This window comes from uncultured Maricaulis sp. (genome assembly GCF_947259345.1).
Lineage (GTDB): Bacteria > Pseudomonadota > Alphaproteobacteria > Caulobacterales > Maricaulaceae > Maricaulis.
In genome coordinates, this window is sequence record NZ_CAMYLS010000002.1 from 1 (window position 1) to 16029 (window position 16029).

Annotated in this window: 14 protein-coding genes; 12 read left to right on the forward strand and 2 right to left on the reverse strand. The window is 63.5% G+C overall.

Going from position 1 to position 16029, the window contains the following annotated elements:
* Together Q0X62_RS00590 and Q0X62_RS00595 are read right to left on the reverse strand one after the other, a co-directional pair.
* Positions 1-1642: hypothetical protein (locus Q0X62_RS00590; protein ID WP_297730495.1), on the reverse strand; the 1642-nt coding region annotated here is incomplete at its 3' end.
* Positions 1643-1964: 322 nt separating this feature from the next.
* Complete coding sequence (locus Q0X62_RS00595; RefSeq protein WP_297730497.1) at positions 1965-3611, reverse strand: hypothetical protein; 1647 nt, start codon at positions 3609-3611, stop codon at positions 1965-1967.
* Positions 3612-3744: 133 nt separating this feature from the next.
* Between Q0X62_RS00595 and Q0X62_RS00600 the strand changes: the two genes are divergently transcribed.
* From Q0X62_RS00600 to Q0X62_RS00655, 12 genes are all read left to right on the forward strand, one after another.
* Complete coding sequence (locus Q0X62_RS00600; protein ID WP_297730499.1) at positions 3745-4227, forward strand: MerR family DNA-binding transcriptional regulator; 483 nt, start codon at positions 3745-3747, stop codon at positions 4225-4227.
* Positions 4228-4295: 68 nt separating this feature from the next.
* The gene (locus Q0X62_RS00605) at positions 4296-6086 is read left to right on the forward strand and encodes an acyl-CoA dehydrogenase C-terminal domain-containing protein (RefSeq protein WP_297730501.1); all 1791 of its coding nucleotides are present in this window, start codon (positions 4296-4298) and stop codon (positions 6084-6086) included.
* Positions 6087-6232: 146 nt separating this feature from the next.
* Positions 6233-7399, forward strand: a complete 1167-nt coding sequence (locus Q0X62_RS00610; protein WP_297730503.1) for an acyl-CoA dehydrogenase family protein — start codon at positions 6233-6235, stop codon at positions 7397-7399.
* Positions 7400-7401: 2 nt separating this feature from the next.
* Entirely contained in the window at positions 7402-7785 is a 384-nt protein-coding gene (locus tag Q0X62_RS00615) for a hypothetical protein (RefSeq protein ID WP_297730505.1), read from the forward strand.
* Positions 7778-8203, forward strand: coding sequence for a hypothetical protein (locus tag Q0X62_RS00620; RefSeq protein ID WP_297730507.1), 426 nt, complete (start codon positions 7778-7780; stop codon positions 8201-8203). Before Q0X62_RS00615 ends, Q0X62_RS00620 begins: the two co-directional genes overlap by 8 nt.
* Complete coding sequence (locus Q0X62_RS00625) at positions 8203-8808, forward strand: FMN-binding negative transcriptional regulator (protein WP_297730509.1); 606 nt, start codon at positions 8203-8205, stop codon at positions 8806-8808. Before Q0X62_RS00620 ends, Q0X62_RS00625 begins: the two co-directional genes overlap by 1 nt.
* A 72-nt stretch (positions 8809-8880) precedes the next feature.
* Positions 8881-10086 carry an acetyl-CoA C-acetyltransferase gene (locus Q0X62_RS00630; protein WP_297730511.1) on the forward strand — a complete coding sequence of 402 codons (1206 nt, stop codon included), beginning with the start codon at positions 8881-8883 and terminating at the stop codon, positions 10084-10086.
* 2 nt (positions 10087-10088) lie between these two features.
* Positions 10089-10346 carry a hypothetical protein gene (locus tag Q0X62_RS00635; RefSeq protein ID WP_297730512.1) on the forward strand — a complete coding sequence of 86 codons (258 nt, stop codon included), beginning with the start codon at positions 10089-10091 and terminating at the stop codon, positions 10344-10346.
* Complete coding sequence (locus tag Q0X62_RS00640; protein WP_297730514.1) at positions 10346-12562, forward strand: 3-hydroxyacyl-CoA dehydrogenase NAD-binding domain-containing protein; 2217 nt, start codon at positions 10346-10348, stop codon at positions 12560-12562. The genes Q0X62_RS00635 and Q0X62_RS00640 overlap by 1 nt, the downstream gene beginning before the upstream one ends.
* Before the next feature lie 876 nt (positions 12563-13438).
* Positions 13439-13663, forward strand: coding sequence for a hypothetical protein (locus Q0X62_RS00645; RefSeq protein WP_297730516.1), 225 nt, complete (start codon positions 13439-13441; stop codon positions 13661-13663).
* Between the two features lie 72 nt (positions 13664-13735).
* Complete coding sequence (locus tag Q0X62_RS00650; RefSeq protein WP_297730518.1) at positions 13736-14851, forward strand: glutathione S-transferase family protein; 1116 nt, start codon at positions 13736-13738, stop codon at positions 14849-14851.
* Between the two features lie 67 nt (positions 14852-14918).
* Positions 14919-15995 carry an ankyrin repeat domain-containing protein gene (locus Q0X62_RS00655; protein WP_297730520.1) on the forward strand — a complete coding sequence of 359 codons (1077 nt, stop codon included), beginning with the start codon at positions 14919-14921 and terminating at the stop codon, positions 15993-15995.
* The last annotated feature ends 34 nt before the right edge of the window (positions 15996-16029 follow it).

Consider the following 16029-nt stretch of genomic DNA (forward strand, 5'->3'; position numbering starts at 1 on the left):
CGACCGGTGTCGCGGCCCGGGGGGCGGCGCGTGGCGTCGGCGCGACGGGCTCCGCCGTCGCCAGGAAAGGGTCATCGCCATCAATATCGAAACCACCCGACGGCGTTTCGGCCTGGGGTGGCGGCGAGAGCGGCGTGTCAAAGTCGATGTCGTCGTCAGCGCTTGTGACGGGGGCGTCGCTGGCGCTATCCGATGCTTCCGGCTCGGGTTCGACCGGTTTGCCGCGCGATTCGATCGCTTCGAGGCGGTCAGCGAGGGCCGACATGGCGCGCTGGACGGGGGACAGGGCCTGTTCGGTCTCGGCGCGGACGGCGCTCATGCGATCCTTGACGCCGGCCAGGGCGTCCTCGATGCGCTGGGCGGTGCGTTCCTCGGACTGGCGCAGGCGGTCTTCCAGATTGTCCTCGCGACCGGATTGTTCCAGCCGGTCCATCATCTGGGCCATGCGGTCGGTCGCGGTCTCGACCATGGATGCCGAGCGTTCTTCGGACTTGACGATCCGCTCACCGAGCGCGCGGCCGAGGCGGGTAACCTCCTCGCCCATGCGCTTCATGGAGTCCTTTTGTTCCTGGCGGACTTCGTCGAGGCGGCGATCGAGCTTCTGTTCCGACTGGCTTTCACGCAGGGCGTCGGCGGAGCGTCGCTCGCTCTCGGTCAGGCGACGGTCGATGGCGCCGGCGAGCTTGGTGATCTCACCACCCAGACGGGACATGTTGTCGCCCTGGCGGCGCTCGGCGCGGTCAATGCGGTCGAGCGCCTTGGCCAGCGCGTCCTCGAGGCGATCGACACGCGGCTCTGCAGCGGCCTTGTCGAGCGCCTGGCTGACCTGGTTGCGGGTCTCGGCAATGGTGCGCGCGACATCATCGGTCAGGCGTTCGAAGCGGCGTTCAAGTTCTACCGTGTCGGAGGAGTTGCGCGTTTCCAGCTGGCGCAAACGGTCATCCAGCCGCGAAAAGGAGGTCTCGAGCAGGCGGGCGGCATCATTGGTGACACGCTCGGACCCTTCGACGCGCGCCTTGAGCATTTCGGTCGAGGTATGCAGGCCGTTCAGTGTCTCGGCGGTGCGGTCTTCACGCTTCTTGGTCAGGTCGGCAAAGTCCTCGGCCCGGTTTTCCAGGCGGGCGAGGCGGTCTTCCAGGGTTTCGGCGAGGCGTTTGGTGTCGGCATCGACCTCATGCACGCGGGCGGCCGTGTCATTCTCGTGTTCATAGAGGCGCCGGGCCAGCTTCATGATGGTGGTTTCGACCGCCTTCACCGTATCCGGTGAGGCACCGCCACCCGTGCCGGATTCCAGCGAGCGGACGCGATCGCCCAACTCGTCCTGGGCTTTCTGGACCCGGCTGATGCTGTCGCGCGCTGCGCTCAGCTCGCCACTGGTCCGCTCGCCCGTCTTGGTGATCTTTTCCGCCAGCTGGGTCAGCGCCTTGTCGATACCGCCCAGTGTTCGGGCCGACATCTGTTCGGTGTTCTCCAGACGATCGGACAGGCGATTGACCATCGCGCGCAGCAGCTTGTCCTCGTCCTCGCTCAGCGATTGTTGCCCGCCAAAGCCGGGAAAGGCTTCCAGGGCGTCGTCCCAGTGCGGGGAGGATGGGTCATTGTCTTCGAGGATGACGCGATTGAGCCATTCGCCGAGGGTCATGCCCTCCTTGCGCGCAGCCGTCTTGGCTCTCGCCCGGGCGCGGGGATCAATCCCCTTCACGCTCCATGGACCACCCAAAGACGACATCTGATTCGCACTCCCAGCCAAACCTGCGGAAGGCTATTCCGCAGTTAATATAGTGTAAACCAAGGGTGGAGACCCAATATGTAGTGTTTCCACACCAAATCTCAGATCGAGCCGCAAAGCCGCGAAATCCTGAGTCTGAACAAGGCTCTGACTCGGTTAATGGTGGGTAAAATGTGTGGATAAGTTGGCGTCGCGACTCAGTTTTTGCCCGGATTTTGCCCGCACTCGCGCGCCGTCACTCCGGCGGGTCGGTCTCATCCGCGTCGAGATTATCATCCCCGGTGTCCGATGGAGTCTCCGGCACGCTTACGAAGAAGCCTGGTGCAAGCGTTTGTAACTGCTCGCTCATGGCCACGGCTTCGCGCGATGGCGGAAGGCTGCGGGACGCGGGCAGCGCGCGAGCGATATCGAAGAGCAGCCAGGCTGTCTCGACATCGCTCTGGCTGGCGATGAAGCGGCCCGCGTGCCAGAAGGCAAGGGGCGCATAGGGGTCAGCCACCGCCGCATTCGCAAACAGGGTCTGAAGGTTGAGCTCCGGGAATGCCGTCGGCTGCGTACTGCGCAGCGCGGCCAGCGCCTGGGCTGCCAGCAGATTGGCGGCGGCCCCTTCCAGACCGTCGCGATGCAAATGGTCTTTCAGCACGTTGAGCGCGGCAGCACGGTCGCTCTGCATGCGACTGATCCCGCCCATCAGGGCTTCAAAACCGGCATTGCCGATGCCGGATGCGGTGACCTGGCTCATTCGGCCGCAGACCGGCGAGGTCGAATCGGCGCGGCAGGGGCCGCGGTGATGGGATATCTGGTAGAGAGCGAGATAGGCCCCGGACGGATCGGCCCGACGTTGAGCCGCTTCGGCAGCGGCGAGGAAATCGGCTTCCTCCGGCGTGGCCGAGGGGCGGGCGGCGGCTTCGAGCCCGGCCTGCAGCAGCCGGCGCACGGCCGGGTCATCAATCTGGTAGCTATCGGCCCGGGCCGGTGAGAGGCCTTCCGGCCAGGGGAAGGCGGCTTCGTCTTCATGCGAGCTCAGACGGGTCCAGCTTTCCCGGCGCCCGTCCGGGCTTGATGGCGAAAAGACCAGGAAGCTGAACGCCTCGGGAATGCCGGTCTCGGCATTGAGGGTGGCCAGGGCGTCGGGATGGATCGGGACGGCATGCTGCAGCCAGCCCCGAAACAGCGCGGCCGCGCGCCCGGCACCCAGCCCGTCATCGCGGTGCGTCAGGACGGGGGAGCCTTCGGCGCTGCGGCGCACTTCGGTGACCGCCTCATCTGTCATCGTCGAGATGAGCTGGGCCTCGCCCAGGCGCACGCCCATGGCGGCCTCGATCCAGAAGCGGTCAAAGGAGGTGCCCCCGGGTCCGGTAACCTCTTCCAGCGTGCCGCCTTCAGTATAATAGGCGAAGGTATTCATCTGGCGATGGACATGGGAGACGAAGGGCTCATTGCGCATGACCGGTCCGTCCAGCGCAGGCACACGGGTCAGCGTGCGGCTGGTAACGAAGTCCTGGATGACGCGTTCGGTCTCGCCAGTCTCGGTGACATAACCGTCGCCGATGACAATCTCGCGCTGTTCCTCGCCCAGTTCCGTGCCGTCCAGCGCGGTGCGTGTGATTTGCCAGCGTGTCCGCAGCACCTGGTCGTCCCGATTGCCACGCAGGGCCAGGTAGGAGTCGCGGTCCAGATGCGGGCCGATCACCGTATAGGTCTCGTCCGAGAGGTCGGGTGCTGGTCGGTCGGGTGTCGGGGCGGGAATTGTGTCCGGTGTCGGCTCCGGTTCGGCGAGTATCGAAAAGCCGGGGTCGGGCTGTCCCGCCTGGCTCATGGCATGGGCAGGCAGGCCGGGCAGGGCCAGTACGAGGGCGGGCAGGACAAGGAAACGCAACATGGGCCGGACTTTGCCGCGCCTGCGGTGACAATGAAAGGGGGCAAAACCGGCAGTGCCGGTTCTCACAGGGAAATCCCCATTGTCATATATTTGACGTTGACGTTCGCGTAACTTCGTGAACACCATTCACTCCATGATCAAGCCTGTCGCCCCCGATACTGAATTCACCATTCGCGAACTCGCCATGGAGTTCGACATCACGCCGCGCACGCTTCGCTTCTATGAGCAGAAGGGCATGATCCATCCGCTGCGTCGTGGCGCGGCCCGGGTCTACTCCGCCGAAGACCGGGCCCGTATCGAGCTGATCCTGCGCGGCAAGCGGGTTGGTTTTGCCCTCGACGAGATCAAGGAAATCCTCGATCTGCAGGCGATTGACCGCGGTGGCCGCGAGCGGCTCGAGCCGGCGATCAAGCGGTTCGAACATCGCATTACCGTGCTGCAGCAGCAGCGCGAGGATGTCGAGCGCGCCCTGGCCGAACTCACCGCCGGCCTCGACTGGATGCGCGAGCGCCTGGAAGACCGTACCCCGCCGGATGATGTCCGACGCCGCGCCCGGGCCTTCGAGGCCCTGGCCAATGCCCATCTGGAAGACTGGAGCGGCCTGTCGCCGGGATGACCGGCAGGGCTGCACCGACCTGACATTCACAATCACAACAATCCACACCCGCTCCCCGGAGACCCATCATGACCACCCCGTATCGTGCCCCGGTTCGTGACCAGCGTTTTGTCCTGCATGACGTGCTCAATATCAGCCAGTATGGCGATCTGCCCGGCTTTGCCGATGCCGATGCCGATACGGTCGACGCCATCCTCGAGGAAGGTGCCAAATTCTGTGAGGGCGTGCTCGCCCCGATCTCCAAGGTCGGTGATGAGGAAGGCTGTACGCGTGACGCGGACGGCAACGTCAAGACGCCGACCGGCTGGAAGGATGCCTTCAAGCAGATGTCGGAAGGGGGCTGGACGGCCCTCTCTTCCGATCCGGAATATGGCGGTCAGGGCCTGCCGCATGTCCTCAATCTCGCCTTCAACGAGATGGTCTCCTCGGCCAATATGGCGTTTGGCATGTATCCGGGCCTGACCCTGGGTGCCGCAGCGGCGCTCGCGACCGGCGGCTCGGACGAGCAAAAGGCGCTCTACCTGCCGAAGATGATCTCCTGCCAGTGGGGCGGGACGATGAATCTGACCGAGCCGCATTGCGGCACCGATCTCGGTCTCCTGCGCACCAAGGCCGTGCCGCAGGCCGATGGTTCCTACAAGATCACCGGCCAGAAGATCTGGATCTCCTCCGGCGAACACGACATGGCGGAGAATATCATCCATCTCGTTCTCGCGCGGATCGAAGGCGCGCCGGAAGGCGTGAAAGGCATTTCCCTCTTCGTCGTGCCCAAGCACATTCCCGACGAGAATGGCGATCCGGGGGAACGCAACTCGCTCAAATGCGGTGGCCTGGAACACAAGATGGGCATTCACGGCAATGCCACCTGCGTCATGGACTATGACGAGGCGACCGGCTGGCTCGTCGGCGAAGAAAACAAGGGCCTCAAAATCATGTTCATCATGATGAATGAGGCGCGGCTGGGTGTCGGCCTGCAAGGCTATGCCGTCGCCGAGGCCGCCTATCAGCAATCGCTCGGATTTGCGAAAGACCGTCTCCAGGGCCGCTCCCTGACCGGACCGAAAAACCAGGACGGCCCGGCCGATCCGATCATCGTCCACCCCGATGTCCGCCGCATGCTGATGGACCAGAAGTCCTTCGTCGAAGCGGCCCGTTGCTTTGCTCTGTGGACCGCCCTGCAGGGTGATCTCGAGGAGAAGGCGTCCGATCCGGCCATGCGCGAGAAGGCCGGCGATTACATGGCGCTGCTGACCCCGATCGTGAAGGGTTATCTGACCGGCAAGGGCTATGACATGGTCTCGTCCGGCCTGCAGATCCATGGCGGGTCCGGCTTCACCGAGGAATGGGGCGCCTCCCAGCTCCTGCGCGATGCCCGCATCACCCTGATCTATGAAGGCACGAACGGGATCCAGGCACTCGACCTGGTCGGTCGCAAGCTGGCGATGAATGGCATGCGCCCGATCACCAGCTTCTTCGCCGAGCTCGATGCCTTTGTGGCTGAGGGCGGCAATGACGAGACCCAGCCCTTCGTGAATGCGGTGGCTGAGACCAAGGGCAAGCTCAAGCAGGCGACTGACTGGCTGATGAATAATGCGCTGAAGAATTTCGATCATGCCGGCGCGGGCAGCCATGACTATCTCAGCCTCTTCGGCCTGACTTGCCTCACCTATATGTGGGCGAAAATGGCCAAGGTCGCTTCGGCCAAGGTCGCCGCTGGTGACAGTGATCCGATCTATGCCAACAAGCTCACCACGGGCCGCTATTTCCTCGACCGCTGGGTGCCGGAAGCGGCCATGCATCTGGCCAAGGTCGAGGCCGGTGCCGACTCGATGATGGCGCTGGAAGCCGACGCCTTCTAGGCGCCAACTGACGACATATCGGCGGGACCGGTCCGGCAAGAGAGACCGGCCCGCCACACCATTCCGGTTGATAAAGGGCGAGGACCGACAGGCGGTCAGGCCCGGTCTCAAGACCAACAAGACGACACGTCTGGGGAGGACGTTTCATGTTTCAGGATCCACTCAATGTACCCCGTCCGGCCTTTCTCGAACGCGAGGATGTGCGGATGTTCGAGGACTCGGTGCGCGGCTTCATGGCGAAGGAATGCGTGCCCAATGCCGAACGCTGGGAAGACCAGGGCATGGTCGATCGCGAGATCTGGACCAAGGCCGGCAAGGCGGGAATTCTCTGCCCGTCCGTGCCCGAGGAATATGGCGGCGCCGGTGGTGATTGGGGCCATGAATACGTCTTCCACACGGCAGGTGCCGAGATCGGCGCCGGCGGCTGGGGTGTCGGCCTGCACAATTCCATCATCGCCCCCTACGTCACCCATTACGGCTCGGAAGATCAGAAAAAATCCGTCCTGCCACGCATGATTTCCGGTGATCTGATCGGCGCCATCGCCATGTCCGAACCGGGCACGGGCTCCGACCTGCAAAGCGTCAAGACCACCGCGATCAAGGACGGCAATGGCTATCGCATCAATGGCCAGAAGACCTTCATCACCAATGGCGGTTCGGCCAATTTCATTATCGTCGTCGCCAAGACCGACCCGGAAAAGGGTTATGATGGCGTCTCCCTGCTGATGGTCGAGACCGACAAGGTCGAGGGCTTCCGTCGCGGCCGCCTGCTCGACAAGGTCGGGATGAAAGCCCAGGACACGGCCGAGCTCTTCTTCGAGGATGTCTGGGTTCCCGCTGACGCGCTGCTCGGCCAGGAAGAAGGGCAGGGCTTCATCCAGCTGATGCAGCAATTGCCCCAGGAACGCCTGCAGATCGCCGTCCAGGGTGTCGGCGCGATGAAGCGCGCCCTGCACGAGACGATCAATTACACCAAGGAACGCGAGGCGTTTGGCCGTCCGATCCTGAAATTCCAGAATACCCAGTTCAAGCTCGCCGAATGCAAGACCAAGGCGACCCTGGCCGAGGTCTTCACCCATCATTGCTCGGAACGCCTGATGAAAGGCGAACTCGACGCCGCCACCGCCTCAATGGCCAAATACTGGGTCTCCGAAGCCCAGAACGAGGTCATGGACGAATGCGTCCAGCTGCATGGCGGCTATGGATACATGCGCGAATATCCCATTGCGAAAATGTGGACCGACAGCCGCGTCCAGCGGATTTATGGCGGGACGAACGAGATCATGAAGCTGCTGATTGCGAGGACGCTGTAGGGATGTTGTCCACTCTCGCCTTCATGCTCCTCACCGCTCAGCCCGGCTGCATCGGCTATGGCGGCGAGGGCGCGCTGGAAGACCAGTTCGACGCCTGCCTGGCGGGCGAATGGGGCGAAGAGGCCTGCACCTCGGGTCAGAGCTATGCCTCAACCGGCTTTACCCGCGCCAATGGCGATCAATGCGAATTCACCTATCTCATCCGCGATCCCCATACCGGCGGTTTCCGCCTGACCTGGGAATGCCGCGACCCGGAAACTGGCGATGCGACCGACCGCCAAACCGAGGTCTGGATCATCGAGGACGACACGCGCCTGGTCGGTGACAGTGTCTCCGGCTATCCGCCCGCCGATTATCGCTGCGAGAGGGCCCACGCGCATGACTGACCCCCGCGACAACTCCCTGCGCTCGCTCCTTGTCGCCGCCCTTGCGGGCGGGGCGGGGACCGTGATTTCGGCGCGTCTGGGGTCCGGCATTTGGTTCGGAGCGAGTTTCGCGCTCGAGAACTATCCGCAATGGCTGGGCCTGGCCCTGCCGCCCGCCATCGCGACCCTGTTCGCGCTGGGGGTGTCCTTTCTGCTCGGCTCGCGCCTGCGCGTGCTGGCCGCGCTGATCGGCTATTGGGTGATCGCGACGGCGCCCATCCTGATCTCCATCCCCGCCCATCTCCTGCTCGGCGGGGATAATCCGGGCGAGTTCGCGCAATTGCGCCTGGTCTCGCTGGTGCCGATGGTGCTGACCCTTCTGGCACCCAGCGCCGCCTTCCTTGTCGCCCTCGTCTTCGTTTCCGGGAAACGCGCCTGATGTACACGCCCACACATTTCAAAATGGAAGACGAGAGCGAGATGCGGGCGGTGATGCGGTCGTATGATTTCGGTCTGCTCCTGATTCCGGGCGAGCCTGATCTGGCGGCCACGCATATTCCTTTCAAGCTGGCCGATGAACGCCTGGTCCTGATCGGTCATGTCGCCATGGCCAATCCGGCCTCCGCCGCGATCAAGGCGGGCAAGGAGGCGATGGTCGTTTTCACCGGTCCGCATGCCTATATCTCACCGACTTGGTATTCGCGGCCGCACGAGAATGTGCCGACCTGGAATTATGTCGCCGTGCATGCTTTCGGCTCGCTGGTGCCGCTTGAGGGCGTTGAGGCCGAACGGGCGCTGTCCTCGCAGATCGCCGATTTTGAAAGCGAGTGGCGGATCACCCAGCTGGAAGAGAAACGCCGGGCCATGCTGGAAATGGCCATCCAGCCCTTCGAGCTCGAGATTGACCGCCTGGAGGGCAAGGCCAAGCTCTCCCAGAACAAGCCATTGGAGGAGCGTCTGCGCATCGCCCACGCCCTCAATGAACGCGGCGAACATGCCGTCGCCTACCACATGATCGAGGACGAGGCGGAAGAGGATGACTAGTCCCGCGCCCCGCCCTCATCAGATGACTACGTCGATAAAGGGAACCACCCCGCCAAGGGAAAGGAAGTGACCATGACAGAAGCTTATATCTTCGACGCCACGCGCACGCCGCGCGGCAAGAAAAAGAATGGAGCGCTCAACGAGATCACCGCGCTGCAGCTGGCCACCCAGCAGCTCGCCGCGATCCGTGACCGCAATAATCTCGACACCGCGCTCGTCGATGACGTGATCATGGGGGTCGTCTCGCCGGTTGGTGAGCAGGGCGCCAATATTTCGCGCTCGGCCGTGATCAATGCCGGCTATGCCGAGACCACGGGCGGTTATCAGCTCAATCGTTTCTGCGCCTCCGGCCTGGAAGCGGTCAATGTCGCAGCCGCCAAGGTGATGTCCGGCGAGGCCGATTTCGCAATCGGCGGCGGCGTGGAAGCCATGTCGCGAGTACCGATGGGCTCCGATGGCGGTGCCATGGGTGTCGATCCGGAAATTTCCTTCGACCATTACATCGTGCCGCAGGGCGTCTCTGCCGACCTGATCGCCACCAAATACGGCTTCTCGCGCGACGATGTCGACGCCTATGCCGTGGAAAGCCAGAAGCGTGCGGCGCGGGCCTGGGAAGAGGGCCGCTTCGCCAAGTCGGTCGTTTCCGTGAAGGACCAGCTGGGCACGACCATTCTCGACCATGACGAGCACATGCGTCCGGGCACCGACATGCAGGGCCTCGGCTCGCTGAAATCGGCCTTCAAGGACATGTCCGACTTTGTCGGCTTTGAAGCGGTGGCCACCCAGCGCTATCCGGAAGTCGAATATCTCAACTGGGTCCATACCGGCGGCAACTCCTCCGGCATCGTGGACGGCTCGGCCATGGTCCTGGTCGGATCGAAAGAGGCGGGCGAGCGTGCCGGTCTCAAGCCGCGGGCGCGGATCCGCTCCATGGCCTCGATCGGTTCGGAACCGACCATCATGCTGACCGGCCCGGTCCCGGTCACCGCCAAGGCCCTGAAAAAGGCCGGCATGGAAGCAGGCGATATCGATTTGTGGGAGCTCAACGAGGCTTTCGCCGCCGTCGTGCTGCGCCTGATGCAGGCCTACAACATCGACCACGACATCATGAATGTGAATGGCGGCGCCATCGCCATGGGTCACCCGCTGGGCGCCACCGGCGCGATGATCCTGGGCACCGTCCTCGACGAACTGGAGCGCACGGGCAAGCAAACCGCCCTGACCACGCTCTGCGTCGGCGGCGGCATGGGCACCGCGACCATCATCGAGCGGGTCTAGCCATGAGCGACGACCCGAACGACAAGCCGCAAGGCGAAGCCAATATTCTCAAGCTGGGCCTGCCCCTGGGATTGCCGGTCGGCATCGCCCTGGGTGTCTCCATGGGCGTGGCGCTGGATAATTTCGCCCTGGGCCTGTCGATGGGCGTCGCCTTTGCTGTCTCCATGTCGCTCGCCTTCGGCGCTGCCAAGGCGAAAGAACTCAAGAAAAAGCAGGACGCCGCCGACACTGGCGACGCGTCCGAAGAGGAGAAATCCTGATGTCTTTGAAAAACTTCACACTCGAAATCGATCAAGACGGCATTGCCCTGGTCACCTTTGACAGCCCGGGCAAGTCGATGAATGTCATCTCGGCCGAGGTCATGGATGACTTCGACGCGCTGACCGACAAGATCATTTCTGACGATGCCATCAAGGGCGTGGTCATCACCTCGGGCAAGAAGGCGTTTTGCGCCGGGGCCGATCTGTCGGAACTGGGCAGCTCGTCCTCCGAACTGGCCAAGCTGCCGGAAGAGGACATGAAGACGAAGCTGTTCGAGCAGTGCTTCCGTCTCAACAAGACCTTCCGCGCCCTGGAGACCTGCGGCAAGCCGATAGCCGCGGCGATCAACGGCCTCGCCCTGGGCGGCGGCTTCGAGATCGCCCTGGCCTGTCATTACCGGGTCATGCCGTCGGACAATCCCTCCGCCAAGCTCGGCCTGCCCGAAGCCATGGTCGGCGTTTTGCCCGGCGGTGGCGGCACCCAGCGTCTGCCGCGCCTGGTCGGACTGATGAATGCCGCGCCGATCCTCTTGCAGGGCAAGCAGCTCGACGCTGCAACCGCACAGCAGCAGGGCATTGTTGATGCCCTGGCCCCGCTCGACGAGCTGGTGGCCAAGGCCAAGGGCCTGGTCAAGGAAGACCCCAAGGGTGCCAAACAGCCTTGGGATGGCGACAAGTTCCGCTTCCCGGGCGGTGGTCCCTACCATCCCGCCGGTGGCCAGATGTTTGGCGCCGCCTCGCCCATGCTGCGCAAGACCAGCTATGGCAATTACCCGGCCCAGCGTTACATCCTGTCCTGCGTCTATGAAGGCAGCCAGGTCAATATGGATCAGGCGATCCGCATCGAGAGCCGGTATTTTACCAAGCTTCTGCTGCGCCCGGAAAGCCGCAACATGATCCGCTCGATCTTCCTGTCCAAGCAGGACCTGGACAAGGGCGGACGCCGTCCGGCCGGTCAGGACAAGGGCGAGATCAACAAGATCGCCATCATCGGGGCCGGCTTCATGGGTGCGGGCATTGCCACGGTCTCGGCCCAGGCCGGGATCGAGATTGTTCTCATCGATGCCACGCAAGAGGGCGCCGACAAGGGCAAGACGCATTGCACCGACCACTTCGCCAAGGGCGTCGCCCGCGGCAAGCTGAGCGAAGAGAAGGCGGCCAAGCTGGGCGCCCTGATCACGCCGACCACGGATTATACCCTTATCAAGGACGTCGATCTGGTCGTCGAGGCGGTGTTCGAAAATTCCGAACTCAAGGCCAAGATCACCAAGATGGCGGAAGAGCAGATCGGCACCACGGCGGTGTTCGGCTCGAACACCTCCTCCATCCCGATCACCGATCTGGCCAAGGCGTCGGCCCGTCCGGACAATTTCATCGGCATCCACTTCTTCTCGCCGGTCGAGAAGATGAATCTGGTCGAGATCATCATGGGTGAGAAGACGGGCGATTATGCCCTCTCGCGCACGATCGACTTCGTCACCAAGATCAAGAAGACGCCGATCGTCGTCTCCGACACGCGCGGCTTCTACGCCAATCGCTGCGTGATGCGCTATATCGGTGAGGGCATGAACCTCCTTGCCGAGGGCGTGAAGCCGGCCCTGATCGAGAATGCCGCCAGGATGGCCGGCATGCCGGTTGGCCCGCTGTCGCTTCAGGACGAAGTGGCGCTGGATCTCGGCGTGAAGCTGATCAAGCAGACCAAGGCCGATCTGGGTGACGCGCACAAGCCGTCCAAGACCGAGCCGATCCTGTTCAAGATGGTCGAGGAATATGAGCGCTTCGGTCGCAAGAATGCCAAGGGCTTCTACGACTACCCGGCCGAAAAGGGTCAGCCCAAGCGTCTCTGGCCGGAGCTGGAGCAGTTCGCGCCCGGCGGCCAATATGCCGACGAGCAGCCCAGCGCCGACGAGATCAAGGACCGCATCCTCTACGCCCAGGCGCTGGAAGCGGCGCGTTGCATGGGTGAGGACATCGTCCAGGATCCGCGTGAGGCTGATGTCGGCTCGATCCTCGGTTGGGGTTTCGCGCCCTATACCGGCGGCACGCTGTCCTACATCGACACCATCGGCGCCAAGGCCTTCGTGGCCCGCGCCAAGGAACTGGAAACCGCCTATGGCGACCAGTTCGCGGTGCCGGACCTCCTCGTCGAAATGGCCGAGAAGGGCGAGACCTTCTACGGCCGCTTCGGCGCTCCGGCGGCAGTGGCGGCGGAGTAATCCGCCTCACGCCTCACGGCGACTGCAAGAAACCGGCGCGGCACTGTTCGCGCCGGTTTTTTCTTGTCCGCACCTGCGCTAATCAGGGCGTGAAATCAGGCTGTTGAAAGTTTTCACCAGCTTTTCCACGGAAAGTGGAAGGTTTTCCACCAAGTCCGGCGACTTGTCCACGAAAACGCATTTTCCGTGCGTTGCAGAGGCGGGTCCGGCCTGCTCTACTTCAATCATCGACAGCGACCGAAGTGGTCCGAAAGGACCGGGGATCGCCGGAGAGGTGGCTCGAAGGAGCAGGTTCGCAAGGACCGGTTCCGGACAGCAGGCCGGAAGAAAAGGACCCGCAAGGGGCCCGAAATTCAGGTCAGGTTCCAAGGCAAGGGTCTGCAAGGACCGGCGCGGAGGGCTCGCCGAACCGGAGGGACTGAACCGACCGCAAGGCCGGGGACCAGGCCGCCAAGATGCCAGCGCTGCCTCACCGCGGTGCTGCCCTGATCGAAAGAAAGGGGACGCTGAAGGGAGAGGTGTCAAAACCCGACCCGGACGCAACACGGCCGCCCGCCTCCTCACCTCTTGCCAGGTCAGGGACGGGCGGTTGGTGCGTTTGGGGTTTGGGCGACACGCGCATTCGCGCCCGCCGGGGCGCGGTCAGGTCACTCCCCTTGGAATCATCAGCGAAAATTCGCCCAATTCTCCTGAAACGCGAATATTGTGTTCGTCATCCTCCACAACCGATGTGGTAAGGTGTTGAGATTTCCGCCAAAACACGCTTGGCGCGATTATTGAACAAGATGTTAATCAAATATGAGATGCGTTAACGCTGTTCATCGGCAGAATGCGGGGCGAGGTTAAATTGCCTCGGCGCACAAGGTTTCTGGACCCATGTTTCTCTCGGGATCACATCGCTGGCAGCTAACGACGTGGACCAGCTATGCACGGTCCATCGCGCTCGTTTGCTGGGCGGCGGCGGTTCTGATGACCGGCGTCATGGGCTGGTCCGCCTGGTCGGCCTTTGATACCGCCGCGGAGAATGTCGACCGCGTTGTGGCGCGTCACGAAGCGGGCATCGTCGTCAAGGTGCGCGAGATCTACAGCGCCCGGCGCTGATCACCGCGCCGTAATTTCACGCTTTTCGTCACCGCAAACCTCGTTAGGCTCGGCCGCAACGAGGAGAGTGCTTTGACCTACACCCTGATCGGAGCGCCGGTATCGCTTTATACCGGCAAGGTGCGCGGATATCTGCGCTGGAAGAATGTCGCCTTCACCGAGCGCCTGTCGACGCGTGAGGTCTACAAGGCTGACATCCTGCCGCGTGTCGGCTGGTCGGTCATTCCGGTTGTCATCCATCATGATGACAGCGAGCTGGGTGAGACGCTGCAGGACACGACCGAGATCATCGATCATGTCGAGGCCCGTGAACCCGGCCCGTCCATCTATCCTGACACGCCGCGGCAGCGTCTGGCTTCGCTCATCCTGGAGCTATTCGGCGATGAGTGGCTGGTGATCCCGGCCATGCATTACCGCTGGGCCTATAATCGCGATTTCGCGCAGCAGGAATTCGGCGCCAGCAGCCATCCCCATCTCGCACCGGAGGAACAATTCGCCGCGGCCGAGAAGGCCGTCGGCTTTTTCTCCGGCTCGGTCGGTGGTTTGGGCGTCAATCCGGACAGTGTTGCCGCGATCGAGGCTGCTTATGAGGACTTCCTCGGCGTCTTTGACGCGCATCTGGCCGAACAGCCCTTCCTCTTCGGCGGCCGACCATCTATTGCCGACTATGGTCTGCTTGGCCCGCTCTATGCGCATTTGCTGCGCGATCCCAAATCGGGCGAGCTGATGCGGCGGCTGGCGCCGCGTGTTGCCGCCTGGGCGGAATACACGCATGCGCCGCAGCATTGCCTGGCCGGCGACTTCCTTGAGGGGGATGAAATTCCGGTTGGCGTCATGGAAATGCTGCAGCGTTTTGCTGCGCAGCAATGGCCGGTCCTGAAAGCCACCAGCGAGGCCCTCAAGGCCTGGTCGAGCGAGCAGGCGCCCGGGTCTGAAATCCCGCGTATACTGGGCTTTCACAAGGTTGAACTGGGGCATGGCGGTGCGACGGTGACCACCGACCGCGCCATCATCCCCTACGCGCTCTGGATGCTCCAGCGCGTCACGGATTATCGTGAAGGCCTGGCTGGTGAGGCGCGACAGTCTGTGGATGAAATGCTGCGCAGCATTGGTGCCGCGGATCTCATTGATTTCCGGCTGCCAGTGCGCCTCCAGCGGCGCAATTTCAAGCTCGCCCTCGCGGACTGATCACAAAGATGTTGGGCGCAGCATTCCGGTGCGCGGTCTAACCTTGCCGCTGGCACGGGAGGACATCATGCGCACACTTATATCCCGCTTTCGGACCGGGCTTGTTATTGCGGTATCGGGGCTGCTCGCGACCACGGCCGTTGATGCGGAGATCCCGCCCGACATGCAGGCCGCCTTGCAGGCCGGTGATGCCAGCGCGCTGGCAGCCATACTGGAGGCCGGCGCCGACCCCGACGCGCGAGCGGAGACGGGGCTGGAGGCGACCGCCTTGATGCTGGCCGCGTCCAATCCGGACCCGGCTCTTGCAAGAATGCTTATCGCCGCTGGCGCGCAAGTCGATACGCCGGACTCGGCCGGTGATCCGGCGATCAACTGGGCCGCCTATTATGGCCATGCCGCGGTTGTGGCCGAGCTGTTCCGGGCCGGTGCGAGCGGCGAACAGGTCGGTCATGGTACGGTCGCTGAAATCGCCATCCGCCGCGGTCATCAGGACGTGCTTGCCCTCGCGCTTGACGCGACAGCGCAGGATCCGCAAAGGCCGGGGCCGCTAAGGTCGGCCGCCCATGCGGCCCTGGAGGCCGCCCTGCTCGGCAATGAGCGCGAGCTATTCCTGTCCCTGCTCGCACTGACGGAGGTCAACGCGGTCACCGATTGGGCCGGGCGGCCAATTCTTCACACGGCCGCGCGGGTTGGTCACGAGGCTGGATTGGACGTCCTGATAGAGGCCGGGGCCGAGATTGATGCGGTTGACGCGATCGGCTTCACCGCGCTCTTCGAAGCGGCGCGTGAGGGACATGGAGCGGCGGTGGGCCGCCTCCTTCGTGCAGGGGCTGACCCCGATCATGTCGCCGGGGAAAACGGCATGGCGCTGACCGCGACCCATGTGGCGGCGATCGCCGGCCATGTCGATATCATTGCGGCGCTGGCCGCTGCCGGGGCGAATCCTGATGTCCAGGATGTCGCGGGTGCGACGCCGCTTTACTGGGCGGCCTTCGAGGGGCAGCGGGAGGCCGTGCTTGCCCTCCTCGATGCCGGCGCGGATAGCGACATCCGCCCCGACGGCACGCCGGACTTTCATGCGGTTGCGGAGATGCTGGATTGGCCGGATGTGGCGGCACGACTTGGCCCGCGCGCGGCAGATTGATCCGCCCGGTCAACAGGGCGTCGCGGGACCTCAT

Excerpts from the sequence above, each read along its gene's own strand:
- Q0X62_RS00595 (WP_297730497.1), bottom strand. The coding sequence starts at position 3,611 with ATGTTGCGTTTCCTTGTCCTGCCCGCCCTCGTACTGGCCCTGCCCGGC.
- Q0X62_RS00655 (WP_297730520.1), top strand. The coding sequence starts at position 14,919 with ATGCGCACACTTATATCCCGCTTTCGGACCGGGCTTGTTATTGCGGTA.
- Q0X62_RS00645 (WP_297730516.1), top strand. The coding sequence starts at position 13,439 with ATGTTTCTCTCGGGATCACATCGCTGGCAGCTAACGACGTGGACCAGC.
- Q0X62_RS00605 (WP_297730501.1), top strand. The coding sequence starts at position 4,296 with ATGACCACCCCGTATCGTGCCCCGGTTCGTGACCAGCGTTTTGTCCTG.
- Q0X62_RS00625 (WP_297730509.1), top strand. The coding sequence starts at position 8,203 with ATGTACACGCCCACACATTTCAAAATGGAAGACGAGAGCGAGATGCGG.
- Q0X62_RS00640 (WP_297730514.1), top strand. The coding sequence starts at position 10,346 with ATGTCTTTGAAAAACTTCACACTCGAAATCGATCAAGACGGCATTGCC.
- Q0X62_RS00620 (WP_297730507.1), top strand. The coding sequence starts at position 7,778 with ATGACTGACCCCCGCGACAACTCCCTGCGCTCGCTCCTTGTCGCCGCC.
- Q0X62_RS00630 (WP_297730511.1), top strand. The coding sequence starts at position 8,881 with ATGACAGAAGCTTATATCTTCGACGCCACGCGCACGCCGCGCGGCAAG.
- Q0X62_RS00635 (WP_297730512.1), top strand. The coding sequence starts at position 10,089 with ATGAGCGACGACCCGAACGACAAGCCGCAAGGCGAAGCCAATATTCTC.
- Q0X62_RS00600 (WP_297730499.1), top strand. The coding sequence starts at position 3,745 with ATGATCAAGCCTGTCGCCCCCGATACTGAATTCACCATTCGCGAACTC.
- Q0X62_RS00610 (WP_297730503.1), top strand. The coding sequence starts at position 6,233 with ATGTTTCAGGATCCACTCAATGTACCCCGTCCGGCCTTTCTCGAACGC.
- Q0X62_RS00615 (WP_297730505.1), top strand. The coding sequence starts at position 7,402 with ATGTTGTCCACTCTCGCCTTCATGCTCCTCACCGCTCAGCCCGGCTGC.